Origin of the sequence: Gemmata sp. SH-PL17 (assembly GCF_001610855.1) — a bacterium.
Lineage (GTDB): Bacteria > Planctomycetota > Planctomycetia > Gemmatales > Gemmataceae > Gemmata > Gemmata massiliana.
On sequence record NZ_CP011271.1, the window covers coordinates 538425 to 560199 of the forward strand.

The window sequence follows — 21775 nt, forward strand, 5'->3', positions numbered from 1 at the left end:
CGGTGGCACGGGCCTCTGGCCTGTGCAAGCGCCTCCACAGGCCAGAGGCCTGTGCCACAAGCAAAAAAAACGACGCGGTCGGTCGACGATTTTCGACCTGGCGACTTTACGGCTTTCGACCGCCGGTCAGGGGTGTTCCCACACGAGCGTGATGCGGGGAACGGGACCGGGGGTTTTGAGGCGGATGTGGTTAATGGGGTCGCGCCCGGTCGGGTCGGGGAGCGAGTCAATTTTCACGTAACTGGGGTAAACGCGCAGCCCCTCGAAGACGTGCAGGCTGAGGTCGACGTAGCCGTCTTGGTTGGGGCGCACGTCGGTCAGTACGATTCGCTTCGTGTCGGCCGAGGTCCAGGTCGCGGTCCCACTGAGGACGAATGTGGGGGTGCGACTGATCTCGAAGAGCACAACCGGCTGCCCGCCCTCACTGAGGCGCGCGACGGCTTTCGCGGCGGGGTACTTCCCCCACCGCTCGGCGGTGCCACCCGCGCGGCACACCACCCAGCCCACGTTGTACCAGTCGCAGAACTTGGTCAGTTCCACGTCGGTCCACTCGTTGAGCGGCCGGCCGTTGAGTCGCTGGTCGCACAGCGCGCAGTGGCCGTGTTCGATTTCCGATTCGGTATCGAGGCCGCCCAGGTACGCTCGGTTCGTGTAAATCGGCAACAGTGCGGACCAACTCCGCCCGGGGCGCGCTTCCGCGTCGTCCCACAAGATGCGCGCTTTGGGCGCGGTGTGCAGGTCGATCGTCGCGATCAGTTGCTGCTGTTCCGCGGTGAACCCGAGCACGAACGGCGGGGTGTGAACGCCGGCCATGTGCGCGAGCGGCGCGCCGGGACCGTCCGCCCATCCAACGACCAGAAGTACCACCGCGACGAGAACCGACCCGAGTTTGGCAACGTGCGCGCGGCGCAGAATTTCCCACACGCCGAACGCGGCCGTCGGCACCAGGAACGCGAGCGCGAGCGGGGCCACGCGCCCGGGTACGTCCACGGGCACCCGCGGCCACGCCGCCGAGACTCGCGCGATGAGTATCGTGAGCGCCGCGGCAACGAAGGCGAGCCACGCCGCGGCGCGGTGCCCCGCGGCCCACACCAGCACCAATCCGCCGACCGCGACCAGCGGAACGACCGGCCCCCCGGGAAGTCCGGAACACAAGTTCGCGTAATCGCCGGGTTCGCCCAGGATCGCCAGCCACCCCGGTAACGGGATGTGGTCCTCGGCCGCCGGTTGCCGCAGCCACCAGTATTTGCCCCAATCCACCAGCCACCAGGCGTTCGGCACGATCCCGGCCGAGGTGATCCCGGCGAGCCCGAGGTGCCAGCCCGGTCCGTGTTGAGGCGCGAAAACGAGATAGAAGACGAGCACGATCGGGAACAGCCCGAGCCACACCAGCGGGTGCGCGTACCAACCGATGAGAGCCAGCCCCGCGAGCACGAGGAACGATTCGGGGCCGGGGCTTCTTGCGTAGCGCCCGAGCCAGGGAACGAACACCGCCGCCGCCAACCCCGCCCCGAGCAGGTCCAGTTGTCCCTCTTCCAGCATGAACCGCACGGCCGGGCACCACCCGAGCAGCACACCGAAACAGCCCGTGAAAACGGCCGCCCCCGCGGGTAACCCCGCGCCGCGTGCAGCGGCGATGAACCCGATGGGGATCAGCAGCAGGAACGCGAACACGCCGAACTTGTACGCTTCTGGGCGGTACCCGCGGCCCCCGATGAGTGCGAACAGTTCTGCCGGTCGGCTCCCGCCGTCGAATACGGGCGTTTTGGGGTACCCGGCCTGAAACGCCGGATCGTAGCACGTGGACGTGCGGTGATCGCGGAACGCACTGGCGCCGAGCGTGCCGTGGTACAGGTGGAGCGGGTGCCGCCCGGAGAGAATGGGGCGATCGTCGGTCACGGCCGACCACTGGCGGGCCGGACCGAACAGCGCCAGCGCCAACCCCGCCTGGGCAACCACCACCACGGCCGCGGCCACCAGCCACGCGGGCTGCTCGCGAAATCCGTTGGTCGGTGGATCGATCATGAGTGCGCCTTCCGCGGTCCTAATAAGGGCGGCGGAAGGTAACCGGAGTCAGGCGCTCGGGGCAAGAGATGTTCCGGGCTGGAACCAAACCGCTTTTGCAGCCCTGGTTCGGGTTTGGTGTAGTGGTGTTACGAGCCGCGACCGCGAGGGAGCGGGGTTGAGACACCTTGTGTATTGGGTGCGAGTGCCAAGAACCCGCATTGCCTCCCGCTCCCTCGCGGTCGCGGCTCGTTGGTTTCCTGAACTGCGAGTGTGAACGACCCCCGTCGTTGGACGCAAATCGATCGCCAAAGGGTAATTTTACTGTTTTTAAGTACACTAGATGCGTATAATTCGGTACGCGCGTGGTGAATGCGCCTCAAAAGCGCGAAGAAATGGCAGTACTTGAAGCAAAAACGAGCGCCGAATGGAGGGGTTGTTAACAAATGTTAGCCTCGGCGAGGGCGTTTTTGGAGTGCCAGGGAGCGCGATTCACCGGAAATCTCAGTCATTCGTACCGACGTCACTGGGTTCGGGGCCTTCTGGGGCCAAAACGTTAGCAAATGTGAGCCTTGGCCTCTCGACCTTGGATTAGAAGACACGGAGTCTTGGTTAGGTGGAATACGAGCGCGAACAGCGAGTAGAACTAGAGGGGCTCAAACGCGCGCCTTCGGGGTGCCAATGACAATGAGTGCCTCCAGTGTTAGAATGGCCCTACGCGGAGGGGCGGCCCATGAAGTGCCTGCGGTGTCCGAAGCAAGCCACCTACCACATTACCGAAGTGCTCCCGGGGGACCGGTTCGAGGAAGTCCACCTGTGTGAAGACTGCGCCAAAAAGTACCTCGTGGAGCCGCAGAAAAAGGCCGCACCCGGGCCGGCTGCGGACGCGAGCGAGGGCGAAGAGGTCTTCGCCGGACCCACGTGTGAAACGTGCGGGCTTTCGTACCTGGAGTTTCGCAACCACGGGCGGTTCGGCTGCGCACACGACTACGACGTGTTCAAGGGCGAACTGCTCCCGCTGCTGGAAAGCATCCACGGTGACGTTCGGCACGTCGGTAAGGCGCCGCGGCGCCTGCCCCGTGCGCAGAGCGCACAGGTGGAACTCACCGCGCTGCGCCGGCGCCTCCAGCAGCTCGTGACCGAAGAGAACTACGAAGAAGCGGCCCGGGTCCGCGACCGCATCAAACAACTGGAAAGTGAATAGCTGCGTGTTTGTGCCTCAAACTTGGCTTATTCCCGCACAGGGTGCGGCATGAAGTGTCAGATCTGCGACAACCCGGCTACTGTTCACCTGACCGACATCGTGAACAAGAAGAAGCGCGAGGTGCACCTGTGCGAGCAGTGTGCCCGCGAACGCAACCTCATTCCCGAACAGCCAGGCCCGCAGATCGACCTGAAGGCGCTGCTCGGGTTGCTCACGAGTCCGCTCGCTCCCGGGGGCGGCGGTGCGGCCGAATCGCGCTCGGAGCCGGTCGCGACCGCGTGCGAGATCTGCGGGATGACGGTCGCCGAGTTCAAGGCCGCCGGGCGCCTCGGCTGCCCGCACGACTACGAATCGCTACGTTCCACCCTGGAACCGCTGTTGGAGCGCATCCACCGGTCGATGGAGCACGCGGGCAAAGCGCCGCGTGCGGTTCGGGTGCGCGACTGGAAGAAACAGATGCAAGCGGCGGTCGCGACAGAGAACTACGAAGAAGCGGCCCGGCTCCGCGACCTGATTCGCAGGCACGAAGCGTAGTTCCGAGCCTGGCTCCCGGTCGTTTCAAGGGCTGAAAGCGGGCGCTACCGGGACATTGACAACGCGGGACTCGGAATTCGGAACTGGAACCAGCAATGAACCTCGACAGCCTGCTCCCCAACCTGGGCGAATGGCTCCGCGGCACCGGCCCCGAGTCGGACGTGGTCGTGTCCACGCGCATCCGCCTGGCACGCAACCTCGCCGATCTGCCGTTCGCCACGCGCGCCACGAACGCTCACAAAACCGAAGTGATTAGCCGGGCGAAAGACGCGCTCGCCAAATCCGACGCCGCGCTGAAACTCGAATACGTCGATATCCCGTCGATGCCGGTTCTCGACCGCCAGTTCCTCGTTGAGCGGCAACTCATCAGTCGCGAACTCGCCGGCGGACTCGACGGTCCGCGTGGGGTCGCGTTCGACCCGACCGAAACCGCCAGCGTGATGGTGAACGAAGAGGACCACCTGCGCTTGCAAGTGCTCCGCAGCGGGTTCGCGCTCGACGAGGCGTGGCAAGACATTGACCGGCTTGATGATGCGCTGGAACAGCGGCTCAGCTACGCCTTCCACATGCAGTTCGGCTACCTGACCGCGTGCCCGACCAACGTCGGTACCGGGATGCGCGCCAGCGTGATGCTGCACCTTCCCGCGCTGGGGCTGACGAAACAGATCGACAAAGTGTTCCGCGCCCTTCAGAAGATCAACCTCGCGGTCCGTGGGCTGCACGGTGAAGGTTCGCGTGCGTTCGGTGACCTCTACCAGATCTCGAACCACGTGACGCTCGGAAAGAGCGAAGCGAAGATCCTGGGCGAGATCCGCGAGGTGATCGTCACGATCCTCCAGTACGAGCGCCAGGCGCGCAACGCGATCATGAAGGAGCGCCGACAGGCGGAACACGATCGCGTGGCCCGGGCCATTGGAACGCTCGGCAGTGCGACGATGATAACTGCCGAGGAGACGATGGAACTGCTCTCCGCGGTCCGGCTCGGTATTCACTTGCATCTGCTTGATAGCATTCCCGTTACGGCGGTCAACCAGCTCTTCATTCACACGCAGTCGGCCCACCTTCAGAAGCTCGCCGGGCACAACCTCGACGGTGAGGAACGCAACTCCGCTCGCGCGAAGTACCTGAAGACCAAACTCCGCGAACTCGGTTCGCATAAGTGAAGGCGGAATCAGGGTTTATGGATTTTCCTCGCGCAGAGCCTACCCCCCCATCCCCCCTCCCTGAAGGGAAGGGGGGGGAAGAGCAAAGGCAACCTACCCCCCTAACCCCCTTCGCTTCTGTTCTCGCCGGTCCTGTCAGCGGAGCTTCTCGCGGACCGGCGGCGAAGGAAGGGGGGACAGAGCCAAACACAACAGGCGTGAAGCAATCCACGGTGGTTTTAAGCCCCTCTCCGCTTAGGGGAGGGGTTGGGGAGGCGTTGAAGACAGTACCAACCGCAGAGAGGGGGGGCGGTGTAGGTTCTGCGCGAGATGGTCGCCTTCATTTCCTCGTGTTCGCGCTGTTCCTCGGCCTCTGGACGTGGAAGCTGCTCGAACCGACCCCGATCCCCGAATCGTTGGGGGGACGCCTCGGCGACTGGAAGTTTTACGCCGCGAAATTGCTCCATGCGGGCGCGTATGCGTTCCTCACGGTGCTTGCGACGACGCTCCCGCTCCCACGTTACTGGCGTTGGTACTTCGTGGGCTTACTCGCACTACACGGCATCGCGACTGAGATCGGCCAGACGTTTGTGCCCAATCGCACCGGCAGCGTGCGCGACGTGATTATCGATTGGGTGGGGATCGGCTTGGGCTTGCTGACGTGGCTCGCGGTGAGTGGTGGACGAAGGGCGAAAGGGGTTGGCGAGTAGCGAGTAGTACGAGGCGAATGGCCCGTCTTCGCCTCTCTTATTGCTGCTGATTGTGTCAGGCCGCGCTCTTCATGAACTCCGCGCAGCGCCGTTGCATTTCTTCGATGGACACGTCTTCGATGTGTGTGGCGAGCGTCCAGACGTGACCGAACGGGTCGGTGACGGTGCCGGAGCGGTCACCGTAGAACTGGTCCTGAACCGGCTTGAAGACCTTCGCGCCGGCCTCGACCGCGCGGGCGATCGCTTCGTCCACGTTCGGTAGGTAGACACACAGTCCGCCGCTGGTGCCGCCGAGCGATTCCGGTCCGCGGTTGCCCCATTCGGGCATTTCGTCGCCGAGCATCACGCGCGAGCCGCCGATCTCGATTTCGGCGTGCGCGACGCTGCCGCCCGGTCCGTCGAACCGCATGATTTCGGTCGCGCCGAACGCCTGCTTGTAGAACGCCAGAGCCTTGGCTGCCCCGCGAACCGTGATGTACGGAACGATTGTGTGGTAGCCGGCCGGAACGAAATTGACGGGCATCGCGCGGACTCCTTCGGGTGAGTGAAACCACCCGGAAGGTAGTCACTTGTCAATGTGTACGCAAGGCCAGATTTGGCCACGTTGCCGCTCCTGCGACTCGGGAGCAGAGGTGCGATCGCACCAGATCACACGGCCGGAACCGCTCGCTTGCGCGCCTCCCACTCGTCGGGCGAAACGAGCACCTGGCGCGCGTTGCTACCGTTGAAGCCGCCGACGATGCCGTCTTCAGCCATGTAGTCGATCAACCGCGACGCTTTGCCGTAACCGATTCCCAGTGCGCGTTGTAGGAGCGACGTGCTGCCGCGCTGTTCGCGAATGACGATCTCCACCGCTTGCTCGTAGACCGGGTCACGTTCGCGGAGCTTCTCGCCCACCTCGCCCCCGCTGTTCCCGGCTTCCACCTGGTCGCGGGTCTTGAGGTTGAGCAGTTCGCTGTCGTAAGAGGGCGTGTCGGTGGCGATCGCACCCGTCACGCGCTCGATCTCCTGGTCCTCGACGAACGCGCCTTGTGCGCGGGTCAGCACGCCGGTCTGAAGGAACAGCATATCGCCCTTTCCGAGCAGCCGTTCGCCGCCCTTTTCGTCGAGCACCACGGCGCTGTCGGACCGGTTCGTAACGCGGAAACAGATGCGCGCCGGCATGTTCGACTTGATGAGGCCGGTCACGACGTCCACGGTCGGTTTCTGGGTCGCGAGGATCAGGTGAATACCGGCCGCACGCGACTTCTGCGCGAGCAGGATGATGTTCCCTTCGATTTCCTTCTTCATCTTCATCATCAGGTCGCCGACCTCGTCGATGACGATGACGATGTACGGCATTTTCCGCGGGATCGCCCGCAGTTCGTCCTCGCTGTCCGGGTTGACGCGACGGGCGATCTCCTCGAACGGTAACTCGTTGTACGAAGCAATGTTTCGCACCCGGGCGCGGTGCAGCCACTCGTACCGCTCCTCCATTTTGTCCACGGCCCAGGCGAGGATCGCGTCGGCCTTCTTTTCGTCCTTCACTACGGGGGTCATCAGGTGCGGGATCTGGGCGTAGTCGCTCAGTTCGACCTTCTTGGGGTCGATGAGGACCATCCGGCACTCGTCCGGTCGCCGCGTGAGGAGCAGGCTCACGATGATGGTGTTCAAACACACCGATTTACCGGTTCCGGTGCTACCCGCAATGAGCAAGTGTGGCATCGTCGCGAGATCGAACGCCAGCGGGCGCCCCTCGACGTCTTTGCCGATGAAGAGCGGGAGCTTGAATTTGCCCACTTTCGGCGTGGGGGCGAGTGCGCCGACGAGTTCCTTGAGTTGCACCGTTTGGCGGATCTCGTTCGGCACCTCGATGCCGACGGTGTTGCGTCCCGGCAGTGGGGCCACGACCCGCACGCTCGCGACCCGGAGGTTGAGCGCGAGGTCGTCGGCCAGCGTGGTGACCTTGTTGAGTCGCATGCCGGTTTCGAGCGTGATCTCGTATTGCGTAATGACCGGGCCGGTGTGAATACCAACCACCTTCACGTTAAGACCGAAGTCCTGAAACGTTTTCTCAAGCAGAACGGCCATTTCGCGCAGTTTCTGCTCATGATCCTCGACCGGGAACGGCTCCGGGTCGTTGAGCAGTGAGAGCGGCGGAAGCTCGTACTCGATGTTCGAGAGCGGTTCGTCCGGCGGAGGGACCGCACGCAGAAGAGGTGCGAGTTTTGGCCCCGTATGAACGTGAATCGGGATGTCTTCGGGGTGCGTCTCTGGGGTTGTGTCTTCTTCCCCCGTTTCGAGGGACGGTTCAGGTGGGATCGGCGAGCGCATAGGAGCGGGTGTTGCTGTAGAAACGGAGACTGAGGCAATTTTTGTGATCGGTGCGACGGACATCGTGGGGACCGCAGACGAAGCAGTTTTTCGTACCGGGATGACCGAGAGAACGCTTTTCGTCAGGCTTAGCACACTGTGCCCAACAGCCTTTACCACCCTTACGATGCGGGTAATGATGGTTTCCATTCCGTCCGCAACGCGATCATTGATCCACACCGCGCCGCGCCACATCGCGTGAAGCACAACCCCGCTCACGCGCGCGAAAGAGACCACGATTCGGTCGGCCACGAGCACCAAGCCGACGAGAGCAGACAGCGCTATTACCGCCAGGGCGATGCTCGGCTCGGTCGCATCCTCGAGTCCGAACCGCAGATACGCGCCGACCGACCCACCGCGCCCGGCGACCGTCGGTGCGCGCAGCCCCAAACTGAACCAGTCAACACCGGTCGCGGCCGCGGTTGTGACGAGGCTCCAGCCGAGGACGCGCGAGGAGAGCCGAATAAGGGAGCGATTCACGATGAGGAGCACGGCCACTGCGAACCAACCCGTGAGGAGCGCGAGCGCCGCCCAACCGAGCGGATCGAGGAGCCACCCGGCTGCGATTTCGCCCCACGAACCGAAGAGATTCGGTTCGGAGGTCAGGGCGCGGGACGACCCGACCGCAACTGTCAACAAAATGCCCACCGTCAGGAGCGTGATGACGAGCGCATCGACCCGCCACGACTGAACCGAAGGTGCGTTCTTTTCCGTCATTCGTCCCACCCCGAAGCCGCGCGCACTGCACAACCCACATTGTCATTCGTGGGACGCGCGCTCTGAACCCGAGATCGCGCCCGGGGCGGCCGGATTTTATGTTCGGGACGCGGATCTGCCGATACAACACGCACGGCCGGAACAATCGGAGGAGTCGCGTGTTGCACGTCGCGCTGTGGGAACCGGAGATTCCGCCCAACACCGGGAACATTGCGAGATTGTGCGCCGCGACCGGCACGCGACTGCACCTGATCGGGCGCCTCGGTTTTCGGCTTGATGACCGATCGCTGCGGCGCGCGGGGCTTGATTACTGGCCCGCGGTCGATGTGGTGCGTCACGTCACGTTCGAGGACTTCGAGCGGGCGCTGTACGGCGAAGGGCAGCCTAACCCCCCGGCCCCCTTCCCTAAAAAGGAAGGGGGAGCAGAACCCTCGGCGGTTTTAAGCCCCTCCCTTCTTAGGGGAGGGGTTGGGGAGAGGTCGTCTGCATTTCCTCGTATCTGGTGTGTGGAAACACCCAACGAAAAACTGTACACGCGGGCCGATTTCGTCGATGGTGACTGTCTGTTATTCGGGAGCGAATCGAGCGGTTTACCGCACTCGGTGCGCGAGCGCTTCGCCGAGCGGTTGATTGGCATTCCGATGCCGACCGGAGCCGTGCGTAGCCTCAACCTCGCGACGGCCGTTGGGATCGTTCTTTACGACGCTCTGCGCCGGCAGCACGGGTGGTAGAACCGGACCAGATTTATTGAGTTGTGGGAACGTTCGGACGTGTTCAGCGTGACACGGTGCCCGCAAAACGTTTGGATAGGCGGAGCGATAAAAATTCGGAGCGCGACGCTCGGAACGCGGATCTGAAGGCAAAAGAACTTAGACTGTTCGCCCCGGTCTTTTGCTTTCAGTTACGCACCCGATCGTCGCGTTTGCTGCTTGAATGAGGTGCGGATGGCTCGCGAGGTGGTTGCGTTCTCGGCCGTTGAAGACCTGGCCGAATTCGTTCACTCGGTGTTGTGCGATAAGGATGCGCTCGATCCCGCCCAGGCCCCGCTATTCCGCACGCCGCTCAAACGCGGCGGACGAGTGTGCGGGCTCGTGTTCCACGTTCAAGGGCCGCGCTTGTTGCGAACGAGTGCCGTGTGGTCGAGTGACGACGGGCGCATCATCTTCTACGACTCTTCGGGCTTGCGCTTCCAGGAAATCACGCTCAGCGAAAGTCCGCTCATGACCACCGAGTGTGAGGTCCAGAACGCGGAATGACCGCGTTCCGCTCGTTTACTCGTCGTCATCCTTCTTGTCGAACCGAATTTTGCAGCCCGCCGCGGCAGGGGTTTCGGCGGGCGCTACCGCCTTGCCCGCACGAGCGCCCTTCACGGCTTCCTCAACGAATTTCACTTTCGGTTCGCCGCTCGGCTTGTCATCGAACGCACCCATGTAAACCACCTTGCGGTCTTTGTTCAGCACGAAGCACTCTGGTGTGAACATCGCGCCGTAGGCGAGCGCGGTCTTCTGTGACGGGTCGTACAGGTACGTGAAGCCGAACTTCTTCTTGGTGGCGCGCTCTTTCATGGCAGGCAGCGCATCCGCTTTACCGGTATTCACGTTGATCGCCACGAACCCCACTTTGCTGCCGGCCTTGTTGCATTCCGCTGCGAACGCGATCAGCCGATCTTCGTAGCCCTCGGCAACGATGCAACTGTTGCAGGTGAACACCACAACGAGCACATCCTTATCTTTCCAGTCCGTGATCGCGTGCTTCTTGCCGTCCGTGCCTTCGAGTTTCTCCCAGGTCGGGGCCGCGTCGCCGATGTTGAGCTTCTTGTTGTACTTCCCGGCGTTGATGGGCGCGGTCACTAGCGCGCACGAAAGCACAGCGAAGAGGAATCGCGTGAAGAGCGTCATGAATGCCCTCGCATTGTTGGTGAGCCGCGCCCGTTCGCGGAGCGAAGGGGCATCACACCTTCTTCAGATACGTCGTTCCGGTATCTACGTGTTCGAGCGTCGAGGAGCGGCAGAGGCCGACGAGGGCGGGTTGATCGGCTGGGGCGTGGAACTCGCAGATGCCGAAGAACTGGTCCTGTAGGAACCGCAGGATTTGTGAGACCAAAAGCTTGGCGAGTCCCTGCTTTCGCAAGTCCTGGCGCACCTGCACGTCGAGGATGCCGGCCGACGGGAACCCCCAGCGCCAGCCGTACCCTTCGAGTTCCCACACGATCGCGCGGGCCGCGATGAAGTTGCTCGCGAGCTTGTCGACCACGCGGAACTCGACCGGGTCCAGCGTGCCCCAAACGCACTCGTGCCACCAGCTCGGCACCCCCGCGGCACGCATCACCTGTGTTTCGTACCGCTTACGCAGCATGCTGAACCGCGCGTCCGGGATCGACAGCGGGGAGTCCAGTTTCTTCTGGAACACGAGCGTGGTGCCGGCCGGTTCGTAGCCGAGTGACCGAAAGAACGGGTCCGCGCCGGGGTCCGAGGCGAGGAAGCCGGGGCAGTTCGTGCCGCCGTACAGTCCGAACCCGAACGGGCAGTAGGGCCACACCGGGCCAGCGCGGAGGGTCGTTGCGCCGCGTTTGGTCAGGTATTCTTCGCACTTCCGCACGAGATCGGTGCCGATCCGCTTCCGACCGACCCCGGGGCGCACTGCGACCGAACAGATGACGCCGTGCGAATAATCGAGCGCGCTGAGTTCCTCGTTCGGGCCGAATCCGGCCAGCGCGTAGCCGACGATACGGTTGTTGTCCGCTTCGTCGTAAGCAACGATCAGCCCGTCGTGATCGAAGTACGGCTTGGAGAACACCCACCGTTCGAGCAGCGCGGGCGTGCGCAGCGGGAAACTGCCGCGGGCCGTGTGCGACTCGTTCCACACGTCGGCGAGGGCCGGCGGATCAGTGTTGCGAAATCGACGAAAGGCAATCACGGACGGCTCTCGCGGTCCGCCGGGGAGGAACGGCGGCGGTGGACGGATTACGCAATACTATAGGGGGAGCCACGGCCCCGCAAGCCAACGGAGCGTCCCATGCTTCGCTTTGTTTTCTGCCTTTTCCTCACGCTCGTTTTTACACCCCCCGTACCCGCCGGCGATTGGCCCCAACTCCACGGCCCGGCCCGCGACGGGCACGCGGCCGAAACCAAGCTCAACTGGGACTGGCCCAAAATGGGCATACCGTTGGTGTGGAAGGTGGACGTCGGTAGCGGATGGGCGGGTCCGGTCGTCAGTGGCGACAACCTCATTCTCTTTCATCGCGTTGACGACGAGGAAGTAATTGCGTGCTTTAATCCCGTTACGGGCAAGGAGAAATGGAAGGTCGCGTACCGCACGAAGTACCGTGATGACTTCGACTTTGATAACGGCCCTCGGGCAACACCCACGATCGTTGACGGAACCGTGTTCGCACTGGGGGCCAATGGCGATTTGACCGCGGTGGAACTCGCGACCGGCAAGAAAGTTTGGGCGCGCAACTTGGTAGACGATTACAAACCAGCGAAGGGCTTTTTTGGGGTCGCGTGCTCGCCGCTCGTGACGCAAAAGAAGGTATTCGTGAACGTTGGGGCCAAAGGTGCGGGTATCGTGTGCTTCAACGCGGCCGACGGAAAGGAGATCTGGAAATCGACCGACGACGGCGCCAGTTACTCGTCGCCCACGACCGCAGAGATCGACGGCCAACCGGCCGCCGTGTTCCTCACGCGCGCGGGTTTGCGCGTCCTCGACCCGACCACCGGCAAATCGCTGTACGACTTCGCCTGGCGCCCGCGCGACAACAACAGCGTGCAGGCCGCGACGCCGGTCGTGTGGAAGGACGAAATTTTCCTCACGGTGTCGTATGCCACCGGCGCCGTTCTGCTGAAGACGCAGAAGGGTGAAGTGACCGACGTGTGGTCGAGCGATAAGTCGCTATCGAGCCAATACAACACGTCGGTCCGCGTCGGTGATTACCTGTACGGTACGCACGGTCGTTCCGATGTCGGCAACGCGCAAATGCGGTGCATCGAGTGGAAGACCGGTGAGGTCAAGTGGAGCGAGGCGAAGTTCGGCGTCGCGTCCCTGATCGCGGTGGATGGCGGGTTGCTCGCGCTGAACGAAAACGGCGAACTAGTGCGGTTCGCCGCTTCACCCGACGGCTACAAGGAGCACGCCCGTTCGCCCCTCCTCACGAAACCGACTCGCCCGGCCCCGGCGCTCGCGAACGGCCTGTTCTACGCCCGCGACGGCAAAACACTCGTCTGCGTGAGCCTGAAGAAATAGGGCGGGGTTACTTCTCTGTGGGAAGCCCCTTTTCGGTCCACGCGCGCCAGCCGCCGTCCATGCTGATGACGTTCGTGTAACCCATCTGCTGAATCGCGTCGGCCGCGAGCGCAGACCGGAATCCGCCCCCGCAGTACAGTACGAGCGGCGTTGTGGGGTCGGGAATCTTCCCCTCAATGTCGCGTTCGATGACACCCTTACCCAAGTGAACCGCGCCCGGGATGTGCCCGGCAGCAAACTCGCTCTCTTCTCGCACGTCCACAAGTGTGAACGTCTCGCCCGTTGCTTGACGCGCACGCACGTCGTCGATCGTGCATTCTTTCACGCGCGTCTTCGCATCGGTCACGATCTTCAGGAACCCGGGTGCGTGTTGCTTGGCCACGAGAATGCTCCTTACGCGAAGTTCGGATTGCTACGATCTCTGCCGCTCACCAACTCGTATAGTCCCCGCTCGTGCCGTGTCACGCAAAATCGCATTTATTCTCAGCGTACCCTGGAGTGACACAATTTATCCTTGAGGAGCCTGGTGCTGTAGCGGAAGATCGGTGCTCACCGTAATCCGTTACCGGGAGAGGCTCCATGCGTCCCACGTACTCGTTCCCCGAGTCGGTTGTCGAAGCGATTGTGCGCGATCGGTACGGGCACCCGGACCCGCGCGTTCAGGAGCGCATGGAGATCCTGTGGCTCAAGAGCAAGAACGAGTCGCACGGGCGCATCGCCGAACTCGCCAACGTGTCCCGGTCCACGGTTCAGCGGACCTTGCACATCTTCGCGGCGAAGGGCCTCGATGGGATTCGGTCGTTCGGGTGGAAGGGACAACCCAGTGCCCTGACGCCACACGCGGCAACGATCGAACAGGAGTTCCGCAAGCACCCGCCTCACACGGCTCACGAGGCGGCGCGGCGGATCGAGGAGCTGACGGGCGTCCGACGAAAAGTGTCGCGGGTGCGCAAATTCCTCAAGGACGACCTGGGGATGAAGTGCTTGAAGGTGGCACCGATCCCGGTCCCGCCCAAGAAGACGATCGAGGAACACGCCCGAGCGCAGGCGGACTTTTTAAAAGGCGGACCTGGAACCGAAGTTGGCGGAGGCGCGGAGCGGTAAGCGGTCGGTGTACTTCGTGGATGCGTCGCACTTCGTATTGGCGTCGTTCCTGGGTTGGGTGTGGTGCTTCGTGCGGTTGCACGTGCGCGCGGCAAGTGGTCGGCAGCGGTACAACGTGCTGGGCGCGCTGAACGCGGTCACGCACGAACTGGTGACGGAGATCAACACGACGTACATCACCGCCACGTCGGTGTGCGCGTTGCTTCACACGATCGCGCGCCGGGCGGGCTCGGTGCCCGTCACGTTGGTGCTGGACAACGCCCGGTATCAGCGGTGCGTGTTGGTGCAGGACGCGGCCAAGCAGTTGGGGATCGAGCTGCTGTTCCTGCCGTCGTACTCGCCGAACCTGAACTTGATCGAGCGCCTGTGGAAGTTCGTGAAGAAGGACGTGCTCAACAGTCGGCACCATCAGGACTTCAAGAGGTTCCAGAGTGCCATCGACGGGTGCCTCGCGGATCTGCCGACCAAACATCGAGAGAAACTGGCGACTCTGTTGGCCCACAACTTCCAGACCTGGAACAATGTGTCACTCCTGGGCGCGTAAAGCATAACGTCCTGTTGTCGTTCGCGGGTCGCAATTGTTGAATAGATTGGCAGAGTGTAAATCATGATGGTATTGAAATGAGGATCGCATTGCGGCGTCGCTTGTTAAACTGCTGGGCAATAGCGAATGGGCGAGAACGTGAACCTTCGAGTACCGAAGGATATCATCTTCTACTCCTTGTCTTCTCACATAGGAGTTCGCCCGATGAGTGTTCTGGTGCAAGTGTGGGCCACACCATCTCTATCGATTCCTGCCCCTATCTCGCTCGCGTCTGGAGTACGAATCAGAGCTGTAGTTGCCGAGCCACAACCCAACGTCCAAGTCCCGGCGATTCTCCTTGAGACCGATTCCGAGGGCGATCTTGGTTCAGGGGATCATGCCGTGGCATTTCGTCGGCTGGGGAAAGTCCTTTCTCGACTCTCCTTTTCACTTCTCCACCCGTTCCAAGTATTTTCTGCTCGCGTTGTCACTACGGGCATAACTGAGATGCAGGGGGCCGAGGCAATTTTGTTTCCAGGGTGTCCGCCTGGAATCTCTCTTGAAGAGTACAAGATCGGGTATCGAACCCACGTGCAACCTGATAATGCCCTCTTGGACGGTGATTTGCCTCCCTCAGTAGAGCTTGCGATTGGGTGGTTCTTGACCGGAAATGCCGCACCAAATTCGATCCATCAAGTTCTCTGCCACTGGATTGGTCTCGAGTGCTTAGCACCCACGACGAACGGCCCGTGGCAGTGTGCCGAGTGCCGAGGCGAAGTGGGGTTGTGCCCGCATTGTGCTAAGCCGACGGTTGGACCGAAGACGGTGCAATCAATTCGTCGCTACATGGAGGAAACGTTGCGAGTTGACCGGAAGGAATATAAGTCTCTGTATCAACTCCGATGTAGCATTAGTCACGGTGGCCTAGCGCTCGATCCGGATGGCATTACGAAAGCTTCGGGTAAAGCATTTCGGATTCAAGAGCTTCTACTGAAGGGAATCAAGCTTGCGATCGGGCGGCCTGAATCCGCTCCGCCGCTTATTGAGCCAAACGGCATGACCGTTATGGGCGTGCCCGGACTCGTGGTTACCGTTAATGGAACAGGGCCATTCCAGTATGATCAGCCCGGCATTTATCCCGGTTAAGCTGAATTTGAATTGGCCGGCTCATAATCATCAGACAGGCGCCAGCCACAAACGAACGCGGGCCGCTGACAATCAGCGGCCCGCACGGTCACACGCGGAGGCGGTTGAGTAACGTTGCTACGGGTAAAGATCGAAGGAATACGACCCGTTGAACGTCTCGCGGCGAAATCAGTCGTGCTCGCCATCGCCGACCGTACAGTTCCGGGCGGCACGTCATAAAATAGATAAGTTCGAGCGGAATCAATGTTGCCGCGAATGCCGTACACGCAATCGCTGTCGTCCAGTGTGGTCCATGTTGTTTTGGAGTGGGCTTCGGAAGGGGAGGCCGAATCGGTCTGTTTCGCAACATGTACCCGCGAAGCAACAGACCGGCCGCAACGCTCGTTCGCCCGCGCTCCGGTGGGTCGCGCGATTGGGGCGCGGGGGCGGTGGCGACCGGCTGCGCTCGACACGCGCGAGAAACCGGCGGTCGTCGGGCGGTATGGGGAACCCCGGGGGCTCGGACACGGCATTTCCCTCAATGAGATGAAGTGATAACCGGGAAGCCGCCGCATCAATCCTACCCGCTCTCGCCGCGAACCGCTACGCTCACATCACGACCTCAACTCCAACCCTTTCCCACTCTCAAGGCGAACCCATGTCGTTCTTCCCGGACGTCCCGAAAATCAAGTACGAGGGACCGGACAGCACGAACCCGCTCGCGTACCGGCACTACAACCCGGACGAGATCGTCGAAGGTAAGTCGATGCGCGACCACCTGCGGTTCGCGGTGAGCTACTGGCACACGTTCCGCGGTACCGGCGGCGACCCGTTCGGCCCGGGGTGCGCGGTCCGGCCGTGGGAGGACGGCACCGACTCGCCCGAAATGGCACTCAAGCGCGTGGACGTCGCGTTCGAGTTCATGGAAAAGCTCGGTGTACCGTACTACTGTTTCCACGATCGCGACATCGCACCCGAAGGCGCGAATCTCACGGAAACAAATAAGATTCTCGATTCCGTGGTGAAGAAGCTCAAGGAGGCGCAGGGGCGCACCGGGATCAAACTCCTGTGGGGCACCGCGAACCTGTTCAGCAACAAGCGATTCGTTCACGGCGCCAGCACGAGCTGCAACGCGGACGTGTTCGCGTACTCCGCGGCACAGGTGAAGAAAGCGCTCGAAGTGACGAAGGAACTTAGCGGCGAGAACTACGTGTTCTGGGGCGGGCGCGAGGGGTACATGACCCTCTGGAACACCGACCTGAAGCGCGAACTCGACCACCTCGCGAAGTTCTTCCACATGGCGGTCGAGTACAAGAAGAAGATCGGGTTCACCGGTCCGTTCCTGATCGAGCCGAAGCCGCACGAGCCGACCAGTCACCAGTACGATTTCGACTGCGCCCACTCGCTGGCGTTCTTACGCGCCAACGGGTTAGAGAAGGAGTTCAAGTTCAACGTCGAGACGAACCACGCGACGCTCGCGCGCCACACGATGGGCCACGAACTCGAGTACGCGAGCATCAACGGGATGCTCGGCTCGATCGACGCGAACCGCGGCGATGCGCTCTTGGGTTGGGACACGGACCAGTTCCCGACGGACCTGTACGTGACCGCGCAGGTGATGCTCATCGTGCTGAACCAGGGCGGCATCGGGGCCGGCGGGATGAATTTCGACGCGAAGGTGCGCCGCGACAGTTTCGAGCCGGTGGACCTGTTCCACGCCCACATTGGGGGGATGGATGCGTTCGCCCACGGCTTGAAGATCGCCGCCGCCATCCGCCGGGACGGTGCGCTGAAGGACATCATGAAGCAGCGATATTCGTCCTGGGACACCGGCATCGGTGCGGACATTGAGGGCGGTAAGGTGAAGTTCGAGGAGCTTGAAGCGTACATGCTGAAGAAGGGTGACGCGGCCCCGAACGTCTCCGGACGCCAGGAGTTCATCGAAAATGTGCTGAATCGCTACCTGCGGTAACGCATCTTCCCTTGGGGCCGCGAGTATCCTGCTCGCGGCCCCAAGGGAAATCTCGCGCTTCGTTTCGCTTTCCTGAATCGTTCAGGAATCGCTGGGCACGATGTTTCTGATCGGCGCAAACGCATTCGGCATTTTTGATAAATTCCCGGCGTTAAGTCTTACTGAGAATACACTTCTGGCGGCGATGCCCAGAATCGCAATACCATCGCGCGTTCTGCCGCTCGATCCGGTTTAAAACGGGACTGCGGGAAGCGGAACGGTGTACGGATTCGTGAAAATGACCGCCATTCGGGGCGAATTTTGGTTCGGACAAATGGAAAATGTGAAATTTAACTCGCGATCCGAAACTATGACTGCGAAAGTCTTTGCTCAGTTCTTGCCCCAATCTCTGATGCGCTAATCTTGGCAACCTCTGTTCGAGTCCCTATACCTCAGTCTTCCCAGCGAAGTGGGTTTGTTTTGGCGGGACCGCGTGTCCCGCGTCGGTCGGTGAACCAGCACCCCTAGAACCAGGGCAGGTGGCGCCCGCGAGTACGGGCGAGTGGGACGTTTTGCTTCCCAACCGGAAAAAGTTACATTGGTTAGCTCGATCGGGCTGAGTGTTGTTTGGTTGGGTGCGTGATCGGGCTGAGTTCTGGTTGCTCGAATGGGTTCGCGGCGAGTGATTTTTGACTCAAGTGCGAATTTTGGCCGCCGGAATCGCTGGGATCAAAGAGAGTTCGGTGGGATCTGCGAGAAAGTTTTTTCGGGGCGGTTGACGGGTGGCGGGGGTCGCGGTAAGTTAACTTCGCAGCAGTGACGCAAGTGCAACGCCTGCAAGGGGTTGCGAAAGAAAATAGGGTTGGCGATCGGGTCGCTGCTGATAACATTCACTGAGCGACGATGAGTCGCGAGTGGGTGTGAGAAAGAGAAGAGTTGGGGCCGGTTGTTCGAGTTGGTATTTGGTTCGCGTCGCTCGACAGGGCGAGTGGACCACTCGGGTGATCGGGCGGGCCTTAACGGGCCGGCACTGATTGCCCAAAAGCTGCGAGCGGTTTGGCCGCTCGCGAGATCGATCTTTGACAACGTGGTGAAGCAAGTTAGTTGCATCTGTTCGGTGCCACTGGCGGCGGATTGTGTCGGCCCGCGAGGGCCGGTTCGTCCGGTGTGGGTGGTGGCCGAGTGCATGACAATGCAAAGACAAGACACGAGCCTTAGAAGTGAGAAATGAATCGTCAGCCCGGGTCGCACCCAAGTGACTCGGGACGATGCTAGCTGGAAGAGTGCTTGTTGCTCTGTTGCGGCGACGTAGCGGGGGAGCGAGCAATGCGGCCAAGCTAGTAAGGGCGTGTGGGGGATGTCTTGGCACCAGAAGGCGAAAGGGCGTGGAAGACTGCGAAAAGTCCGGGGGAGCTGTCAAACGAGCTTTGATCCCGGAGTACCCGAGCGAACCCAGGGAACTGAAACATCTCAGTACCTGGAGGAGGAGAAAGAAACCTCGATTCCGTCAGTAGCGGCGAGCGAACGCGGAACAGCCCAAACCACGGGTAACACCGTGGGGTTGTAGGACCGCATTTAGGATCCCGAGTTCCTAACGAAAGGGTCTGGAATGACCCGCCACAGAGGGTGAAAGTCCCGTACGTGACAGGAGCAAGGGCCGAGCGGTATCCTGAGTAGGACTCAACACGTGAAAGTGAGTCCGAATCGGCGGGGTCCATCCCGCAAGGCTAAATACTCTCTGGTGACCGATAGCGAACAAGTAGCGCGAGCGAAAGATGGGAAGAACCCCGATAAGGGGAGGACACTGAACCTGAAACCACATGCCTACAAGCGGTGGGAGCCCTATGCCCTCACGGGAACGGGTGACCGCGTGCCTTTTGCATAATGATCCGGCGACTTACCGTAACCAGCCAGGTTAAGGGCCTCTGGCCCGGAGCCGAAGCGAAAGCGAGTCTCAAACGGGCGCTAAGTTGGGTGCGGTAGACGCGAAACCACGTGACCTACGCATGGCCAGGATGAAGTGGGGGTAACACCTCATGGAGGACCGAACTCATTTGGGTTGAAAACCGATGGGATGAGCTGTGTGGGGGAGTGAAAGTCTAATCAAACGTGGAGATAGCTCGTTCTCTCCGAAATAACTTTAGGGTTAGCGTTCGGATAGTTGACGCTGGGGGTAGAGCGACTGATTTCGAACGGGGGCCTACCCGGCTACCCGTCGAAGCCAAACTCCGAATACCAGTGTACCAGTCCGGGCAGCTAGACGGTGGGGGATAAGCTTCATCGTCGAGAGGGGAACAACCCAGATCACCCGCTAAGGTCCCGAAGTCGTACTCAGTGCGAAAGGAAGTTGGATTCCCGAGACAGCCAGGATGTTGGCTTAGAAGCAGCCACCATTTAAACAACGCGTAATAGCGGACTGGTCGAGGAGTCCTGCGCCGATAATGAACGGGACTCAAGTACGACACCGAAGCGGTGGGTGCAGCAATGCACGGTAGGAGAGCGTTGCGTGTGCGGCGAAGGGGTACGGGCAACGAGCCCTGGAGCGCATGCAAGTGATTATGCCGGAATGAGTAGACGATAAAACGGGTGAGAATCCCGTTCGCCGTAAACCTAAGGTTTCCTGGGGAAGGTAAATCCGCCCAGGGTTAGCCGGTGCCTAACGCGAGGCCGAAAGGCGTAGCGGATGGGGAGCAGGTTAATATTCCTGCGCTCCTCGCACAACACGGGACGCCGGTTCAAGGTGGTGTAGGCTGATCAGATTGCCTCAGGGCACTTAAGACCCCGATATCCACCGCGGACCGGCCGAGAAAACCGTGCGAGAAACCGTACTAAAACCGACACAGGTAGGTGAGATGAATATTCTAAGGCGCTCGAGAGAACTCTCGTGAAGGAACTCTGCAATTTAACTCCGTAACTTCGGGAAAAGGAGTGCCCCCGCAAGGGGGCCGCAGTGAAAAGGTTCTGGCGACTGTTTACTAAAAACACAGGTCTGTGCGAAGGCGCAAGCCGCGGTATACAGACTGACGCCTGCCCGGTGCTGGTAAGTTAAGGGAGAGGGTTAGCCGTAAGGTGAAGCTCGCAACCGAAGCTCCAGTAAACGGCGGCCGTAACTATGACGGTCCTAAGGTAGCGAAGTTCCTTGTCGGGTAAGTTCCGACCTGCATGAATGGCGTAACGACCGGAACACTGTCTCCACGAGAGACTCGGTGAAATTGTAGTTGTCGTGAAGATGCGACATACCCGCAGCTAGACGGAAAGACCCCGTGAACCTTAACTGCAGCTTGGTATTGGGTTTAGACCCGGCATGCGTAGTGTAGGTGGGAGACTATGAACCGCGCATCTCGGTGCGTGGGGAGTCGGCGATGAAACACCACCCTTGCCGTGTTTGAATTCTAACCTGGTGTGTGTAGCACCAGGGACCGTGCTAAGTGGGCAGTTTGATTGGGGCGATCTCCTCCTAAAAGGTAACGGAGGAGTGCAAAGGTACCCTCAGCCCGGTTGGCAATCGGGCATCGAGCGTAAAGGTAGAAGGGTGCTTGACTGCGAGTCCGATGGGACGAGCAGGGACGAAAGTCGGCCTTAGTGATCCGGTGGTCCCGGATGGAAGGGCCATCGCTCAACAGATAAAAGGTACTCCGGGGATAACAGGCTTATCTCCTCTGAGCGTTCATAGCGGCGAGGAGGTTTGGCACCTCGATGTCGGCTCATCACATCCTGGGGGTGGAGAAGCTCCCAAGGGTTCGGCTGTTCGCCGATGAAAGTGGTACGTGAGCTGGGTTTAGACCGTCGTGAGACAGGTCGGTCCCTATCTGCTGTGGGCGGAGGATACTTGCGGGGCTTTCTCCCTAGTACGAGAGGACTGGGAGGGACACACCTCTGATGTTCCAGTTATGGCGCTAGCCGTACCGCTGGGTAGTCACGTGTGGACGGGATAAACGCTGAAGGCATATAAGCGTGAAACTTCCCCCAAGATCAGGTATCCCGCGCAAGCGAAGGCTCCTCGTAGACTACGAGGTCGATAGGCCGGACGTGTAAGTGTGGTAACACACTCAGCTAACCGGTACTAACAGCCGAGCGCTTGGCCGCATTGCTCGCTTCCTCGCTCGTGTCGCATGTCATGCGGCACAGTGCGACTAACTGCTTCACCACGTTGACAACGATACAACG

Annotated in this window: 17 protein-coding genes and 1 rRNA gene; 12 read left to right on the forward strand and 6 right to left on the reverse strand. The window is 61.2% G+C overall.

Features of this window, described 5'->3' with window-relative positions; translation table 11 throughout:
- Positions 1-126: 126 nt before the first annotated feature.
- On the reverse strand, positions 127-2025 hold the full coding sequence (locus VT84_RS02125; protein WP_082838327.1) for a hypothetical protein: 1899 nt from the start codon (positions 2023-2025) through the stop codon (positions 127-129).
- 712 nt (positions 2026-2737) lie between these two features.
- Between VT84_RS02125 and VT84_RS02130 the strand changes: the two genes are divergently transcribed.
- The 4 genes from VT84_RS02130 to VT84_RS39425 all read left to right on the forward strand — a co-directional run bounded on the left by VT84_RS02130 (position 2738) and on the right by VT84_RS39425 (position 5594).
- Positions 2738-3208: a UvrB/UvrC motif-containing protein gene (locus VT84_RS02130; RefSeq protein WP_052561121.1), complete on the forward strand. Its 471-nt coding sequence runs from the start codon at positions 2738-2740 to the stop codon at positions 3206-3208.
- A 48-nt stretch (positions 3209-3256) separates the two neighbouring features.
- Positions 3257-3742: a UvrB/UvrC motif-containing protein gene (locus tag VT84_RS02135; RefSeq protein WP_082838328.1), complete on the forward strand. Its 486-nt coding sequence runs from the start codon at positions 3257-3259 to the stop codon at positions 3740-3742.
- A 95-nt stretch (positions 3743-3837) separates the two neighbouring features.
- Entirely contained in the window at positions 3838-4905 is a 1068-nt protein-coding gene (locus tag VT84_RS02140; protein ID WP_082838329.1) for a protein arginine kinase, read from the forward strand.
- A 329-nt stretch (positions 4906-5234) separates the two neighbouring features.
- Positions 5235-5594, forward strand: coding sequence for a VanZ family protein (locus VT84_RS39425; RefSeq protein WP_162271563.1), 360 nt, complete (start codon positions 5235-5237; stop codon positions 5592-5594).
- Between the two features lie 55 nt (positions 5595-5649).
- Here VT84_RS39425 and VT84_RS02150 read toward each other — a convergent pair whose 3' ends face one another.
- Together VT84_RS02150 and VT84_RS02155 are read right to left on the reverse strand one after the other, a co-directional pair.
- The gene (locus tag VT84_RS02150; protein WP_052561125.1) at positions 5650-6117 is read right to left on the reverse strand and encodes a VOC family protein; all 468 of its coding nucleotides are present in this window, start codon (positions 6115-6117) and stop codon (positions 5650-5652) included.
- Between the two features lie 125 nt (positions 6118-6242).
- Entirely contained in the window at positions 6243-8663 is a 2421-nt protein-coding gene (locus tag VT84_RS02155) for an FtsK/SpoIIIE family DNA translocase (RefSeq protein WP_082838331.1), read from the reverse strand.
- A 158-nt stretch (positions 8664-8821) separates the two neighbouring features.
- Between VT84_RS02155 and VT84_RS02160 the strand changes: the two genes are divergently transcribed.
- Together VT84_RS02160 and VT84_RS02165 are read left to right on the forward strand one after the other, a co-directional pair.
- Positions 8822-9394 (forward strand): tRNA (cytidine(34)-2'-O)-methyltransferase, encoded by a 573-nt coding sequence (locus VT84_RS02160; RefSeq protein ID WP_204249706.1) that lies wholly within the window; start codon positions 8822-8824, stop codon positions 9392-9394.
- Between the two features lie 213 nt (positions 9395-9607).
- A complete protein-coding gene (locus tag VT84_RS02165) occupies positions 9608-9919 on the forward strand; it encodes a hypothetical protein (RefSeq protein ID WP_082838333.1) in 312 nt (103 codons plus the stop codon).
- 15 nt (positions 9920-9934) lie between these two features.
- On the opposite strand, the gene VT84_RS02170 is transcribed toward VT84_RS02165, so the two are convergent.
- Positions 9935-10561, reverse strand: a complete 627-nt coding sequence (locus tag VT84_RS02170; RefSeq protein ID WP_082838334.1) for a redoxin domain-containing protein — start codon at positions 10559-10561, stop codon at positions 9935-9937.
- 52 nt (positions 10562-10613) lie between these two features.
- On the reverse strand, positions 10614-11579 hold the full coding sequence (locus VT84_RS02175) for a GNAT family N-acetyltransferase (RefSeq protein WP_082838335.1): 966 nt from the start codon (positions 11577-11579) through the stop codon (positions 10614-10616).
- Between the two features lie 99 nt (positions 11580-11678).
- On the opposite strand from VT84_RS02175, the gene VT84_RS02180 reads away from it, so the two are divergent.
- On the forward strand, positions 11679-12905 hold the full coding sequence (locus VT84_RS02180) for a PQQ-binding-like beta-propeller repeat protein (RefSeq protein ID WP_082838336.1): 1227 nt from the start codon (positions 11679-11681) through the stop codon (positions 12903-12905).
- A gap of 7 nt (positions 12906-12912) precedes the next feature.
- Here VT84_RS02180 and VT84_RS02185 read toward each other — a convergent pair whose 3' ends face one another.
- Positions 12913-13287: a rhodanese-like domain-containing protein gene (locus tag VT84_RS02185; protein ID WP_082838337.1), complete on the reverse strand. Its 375-nt coding sequence runs from the start codon at positions 13285-13287 to the stop codon at positions 12913-12915.
- A gap of 197 nt (positions 13288-13484) precedes the next feature.
- Between VT84_RS02185 and VT84_RS42085 the strand changes: the two genes are divergently transcribed.
- The 5 genes from VT84_RS42085 to VT84_RS02205 all read left to right on the forward strand — a co-directional run bounded on the left by VT84_RS42085 (position 13485) and on the right by VT84_RS02205 (position 21694).
- Positions 13485-14009 (forward strand): helix-turn-helix domain-containing protein, encoded by a 525-nt coding sequence (locus VT84_RS42085; RefSeq protein ID WP_052552795.1) that lies wholly within the window; start codon positions 13485-13487, stop codon positions 14007-14009.
- Entirely contained in the window at positions 13987-14553 is a 567-nt protein-coding gene (locus VT84_RS42090; protein ID WP_410000365.1) for an IS630 family transposase, read from the forward strand. The genes VT84_RS42085 and VT84_RS42090 overlap by 23 nt, the downstream gene beginning before the upstream one ends.
- A 204-nt stretch (positions 14554-14757) precedes the next feature.
- The gene (locus VT84_RS37960) at positions 14758-15678 is read left to right on the forward strand and encodes a hypothetical protein (RefSeq protein WP_157469109.1); all 921 of its coding nucleotides are present in this window, start codon (positions 14758-14760) and stop codon (positions 15676-15678) included.
- Positions 15679-16315: 637 nt separating this feature from the next.
- A complete protein-coding gene (gene xylA / locus VT84_RS02200) occupies positions 16316-17629 on the forward strand; it encodes a xylose isomerase (protein ID WP_082838339.1) in 1314 nt (437 codons plus the stop codon).
- A 1309-nt stretch (positions 17630-18938) separates the two neighbouring features.
- Positions 18939-21694, forward strand: a 23S ribosomal RNA gene (locus tag VT84_RS02205).
- Positions 21695-21775 lie beyond the last annotated feature (81 nt).

Coding starts and splice junctions, on each gene's coding strand:
- VT84_RS02125 (WP_082838327.1), bottom strand. CDS start 2,025: ATGATCGATCCACCGACCAACGGATTTCGCGAGCAGCCCGCGTGGCTG.
- VT84_RS02130 (WP_052561121.1), top strand. CDS start 2,738: ATGAAGTGCCTGCGGTGTCCGAAGCAAGCCACCTACCACATTACCGAA.
- VT84_RS02135 (WP_082838328.1), top strand. CDS start 3,257: ATGAAGTGTCAGATCTGCGACAACCCGGCTACTGTTCACCTGACCGAC.
- VT84_RS02140 (WP_082838329.1), top strand. CDS start 3,838: ATGAACCTCGACAGCCTGCTCCCCAACCTGGGCGAATGGCTCCGCGGC.
- VT84_RS02150 (WP_052561125.1), bottom strand. CDS start 6,117: ATGCCCGTCAATTTCGTTCCGGCCGGCTACCACACAATCGTTCCGTAC.
- VT84_RS02155 (WP_082838331.1), bottom strand. CDS start 8,663: ATGACGGAAAAGAACGCACCTTCGGTTCAGTCGTGGCGGGTCGATGCG.
- VT84_RS02165 (WP_082838333.1), top strand. CDS start 9,608: ATGGCTCGCGAGGTGGTTGCGTTCTCGGCCGTTGAAGACCTGGCCGAA.
- VT84_RS02170 (WP_082838334.1), bottom strand. CDS start 10,561: ATGACGCTCTTCACGCGATTCCTCTTCGCTGTGCTTTCGTGCGCGCTA.
- VT84_RS02180 (WP_082838336.1), top strand. CDS start 11,679: ATGCTTCGCTTTGTTTTCTGCCTTTTCCTCACGCTCGTTTTTACACCC.
- VT84_RS42085 (WP_052552795.1), top strand. CDS start 13,485: ATGCGTCCCACGTACTCGTTCCCCGAGTCGGTTGTCGAAGCGATTGTG.
- VT84_RS37960 (WP_157469109.1), top strand. CDS start 14,758: ATGAGTGTTCTGGTGCAAGTGTGGGCCACACCATCTCTATCGATTCCT.
- xylA (WP_082838339.1), top strand. CDS start 16,316: ATGTCGTTCTTCCCGGACGTCCCGAAAATCAAGTACGAGGGACCGGAC.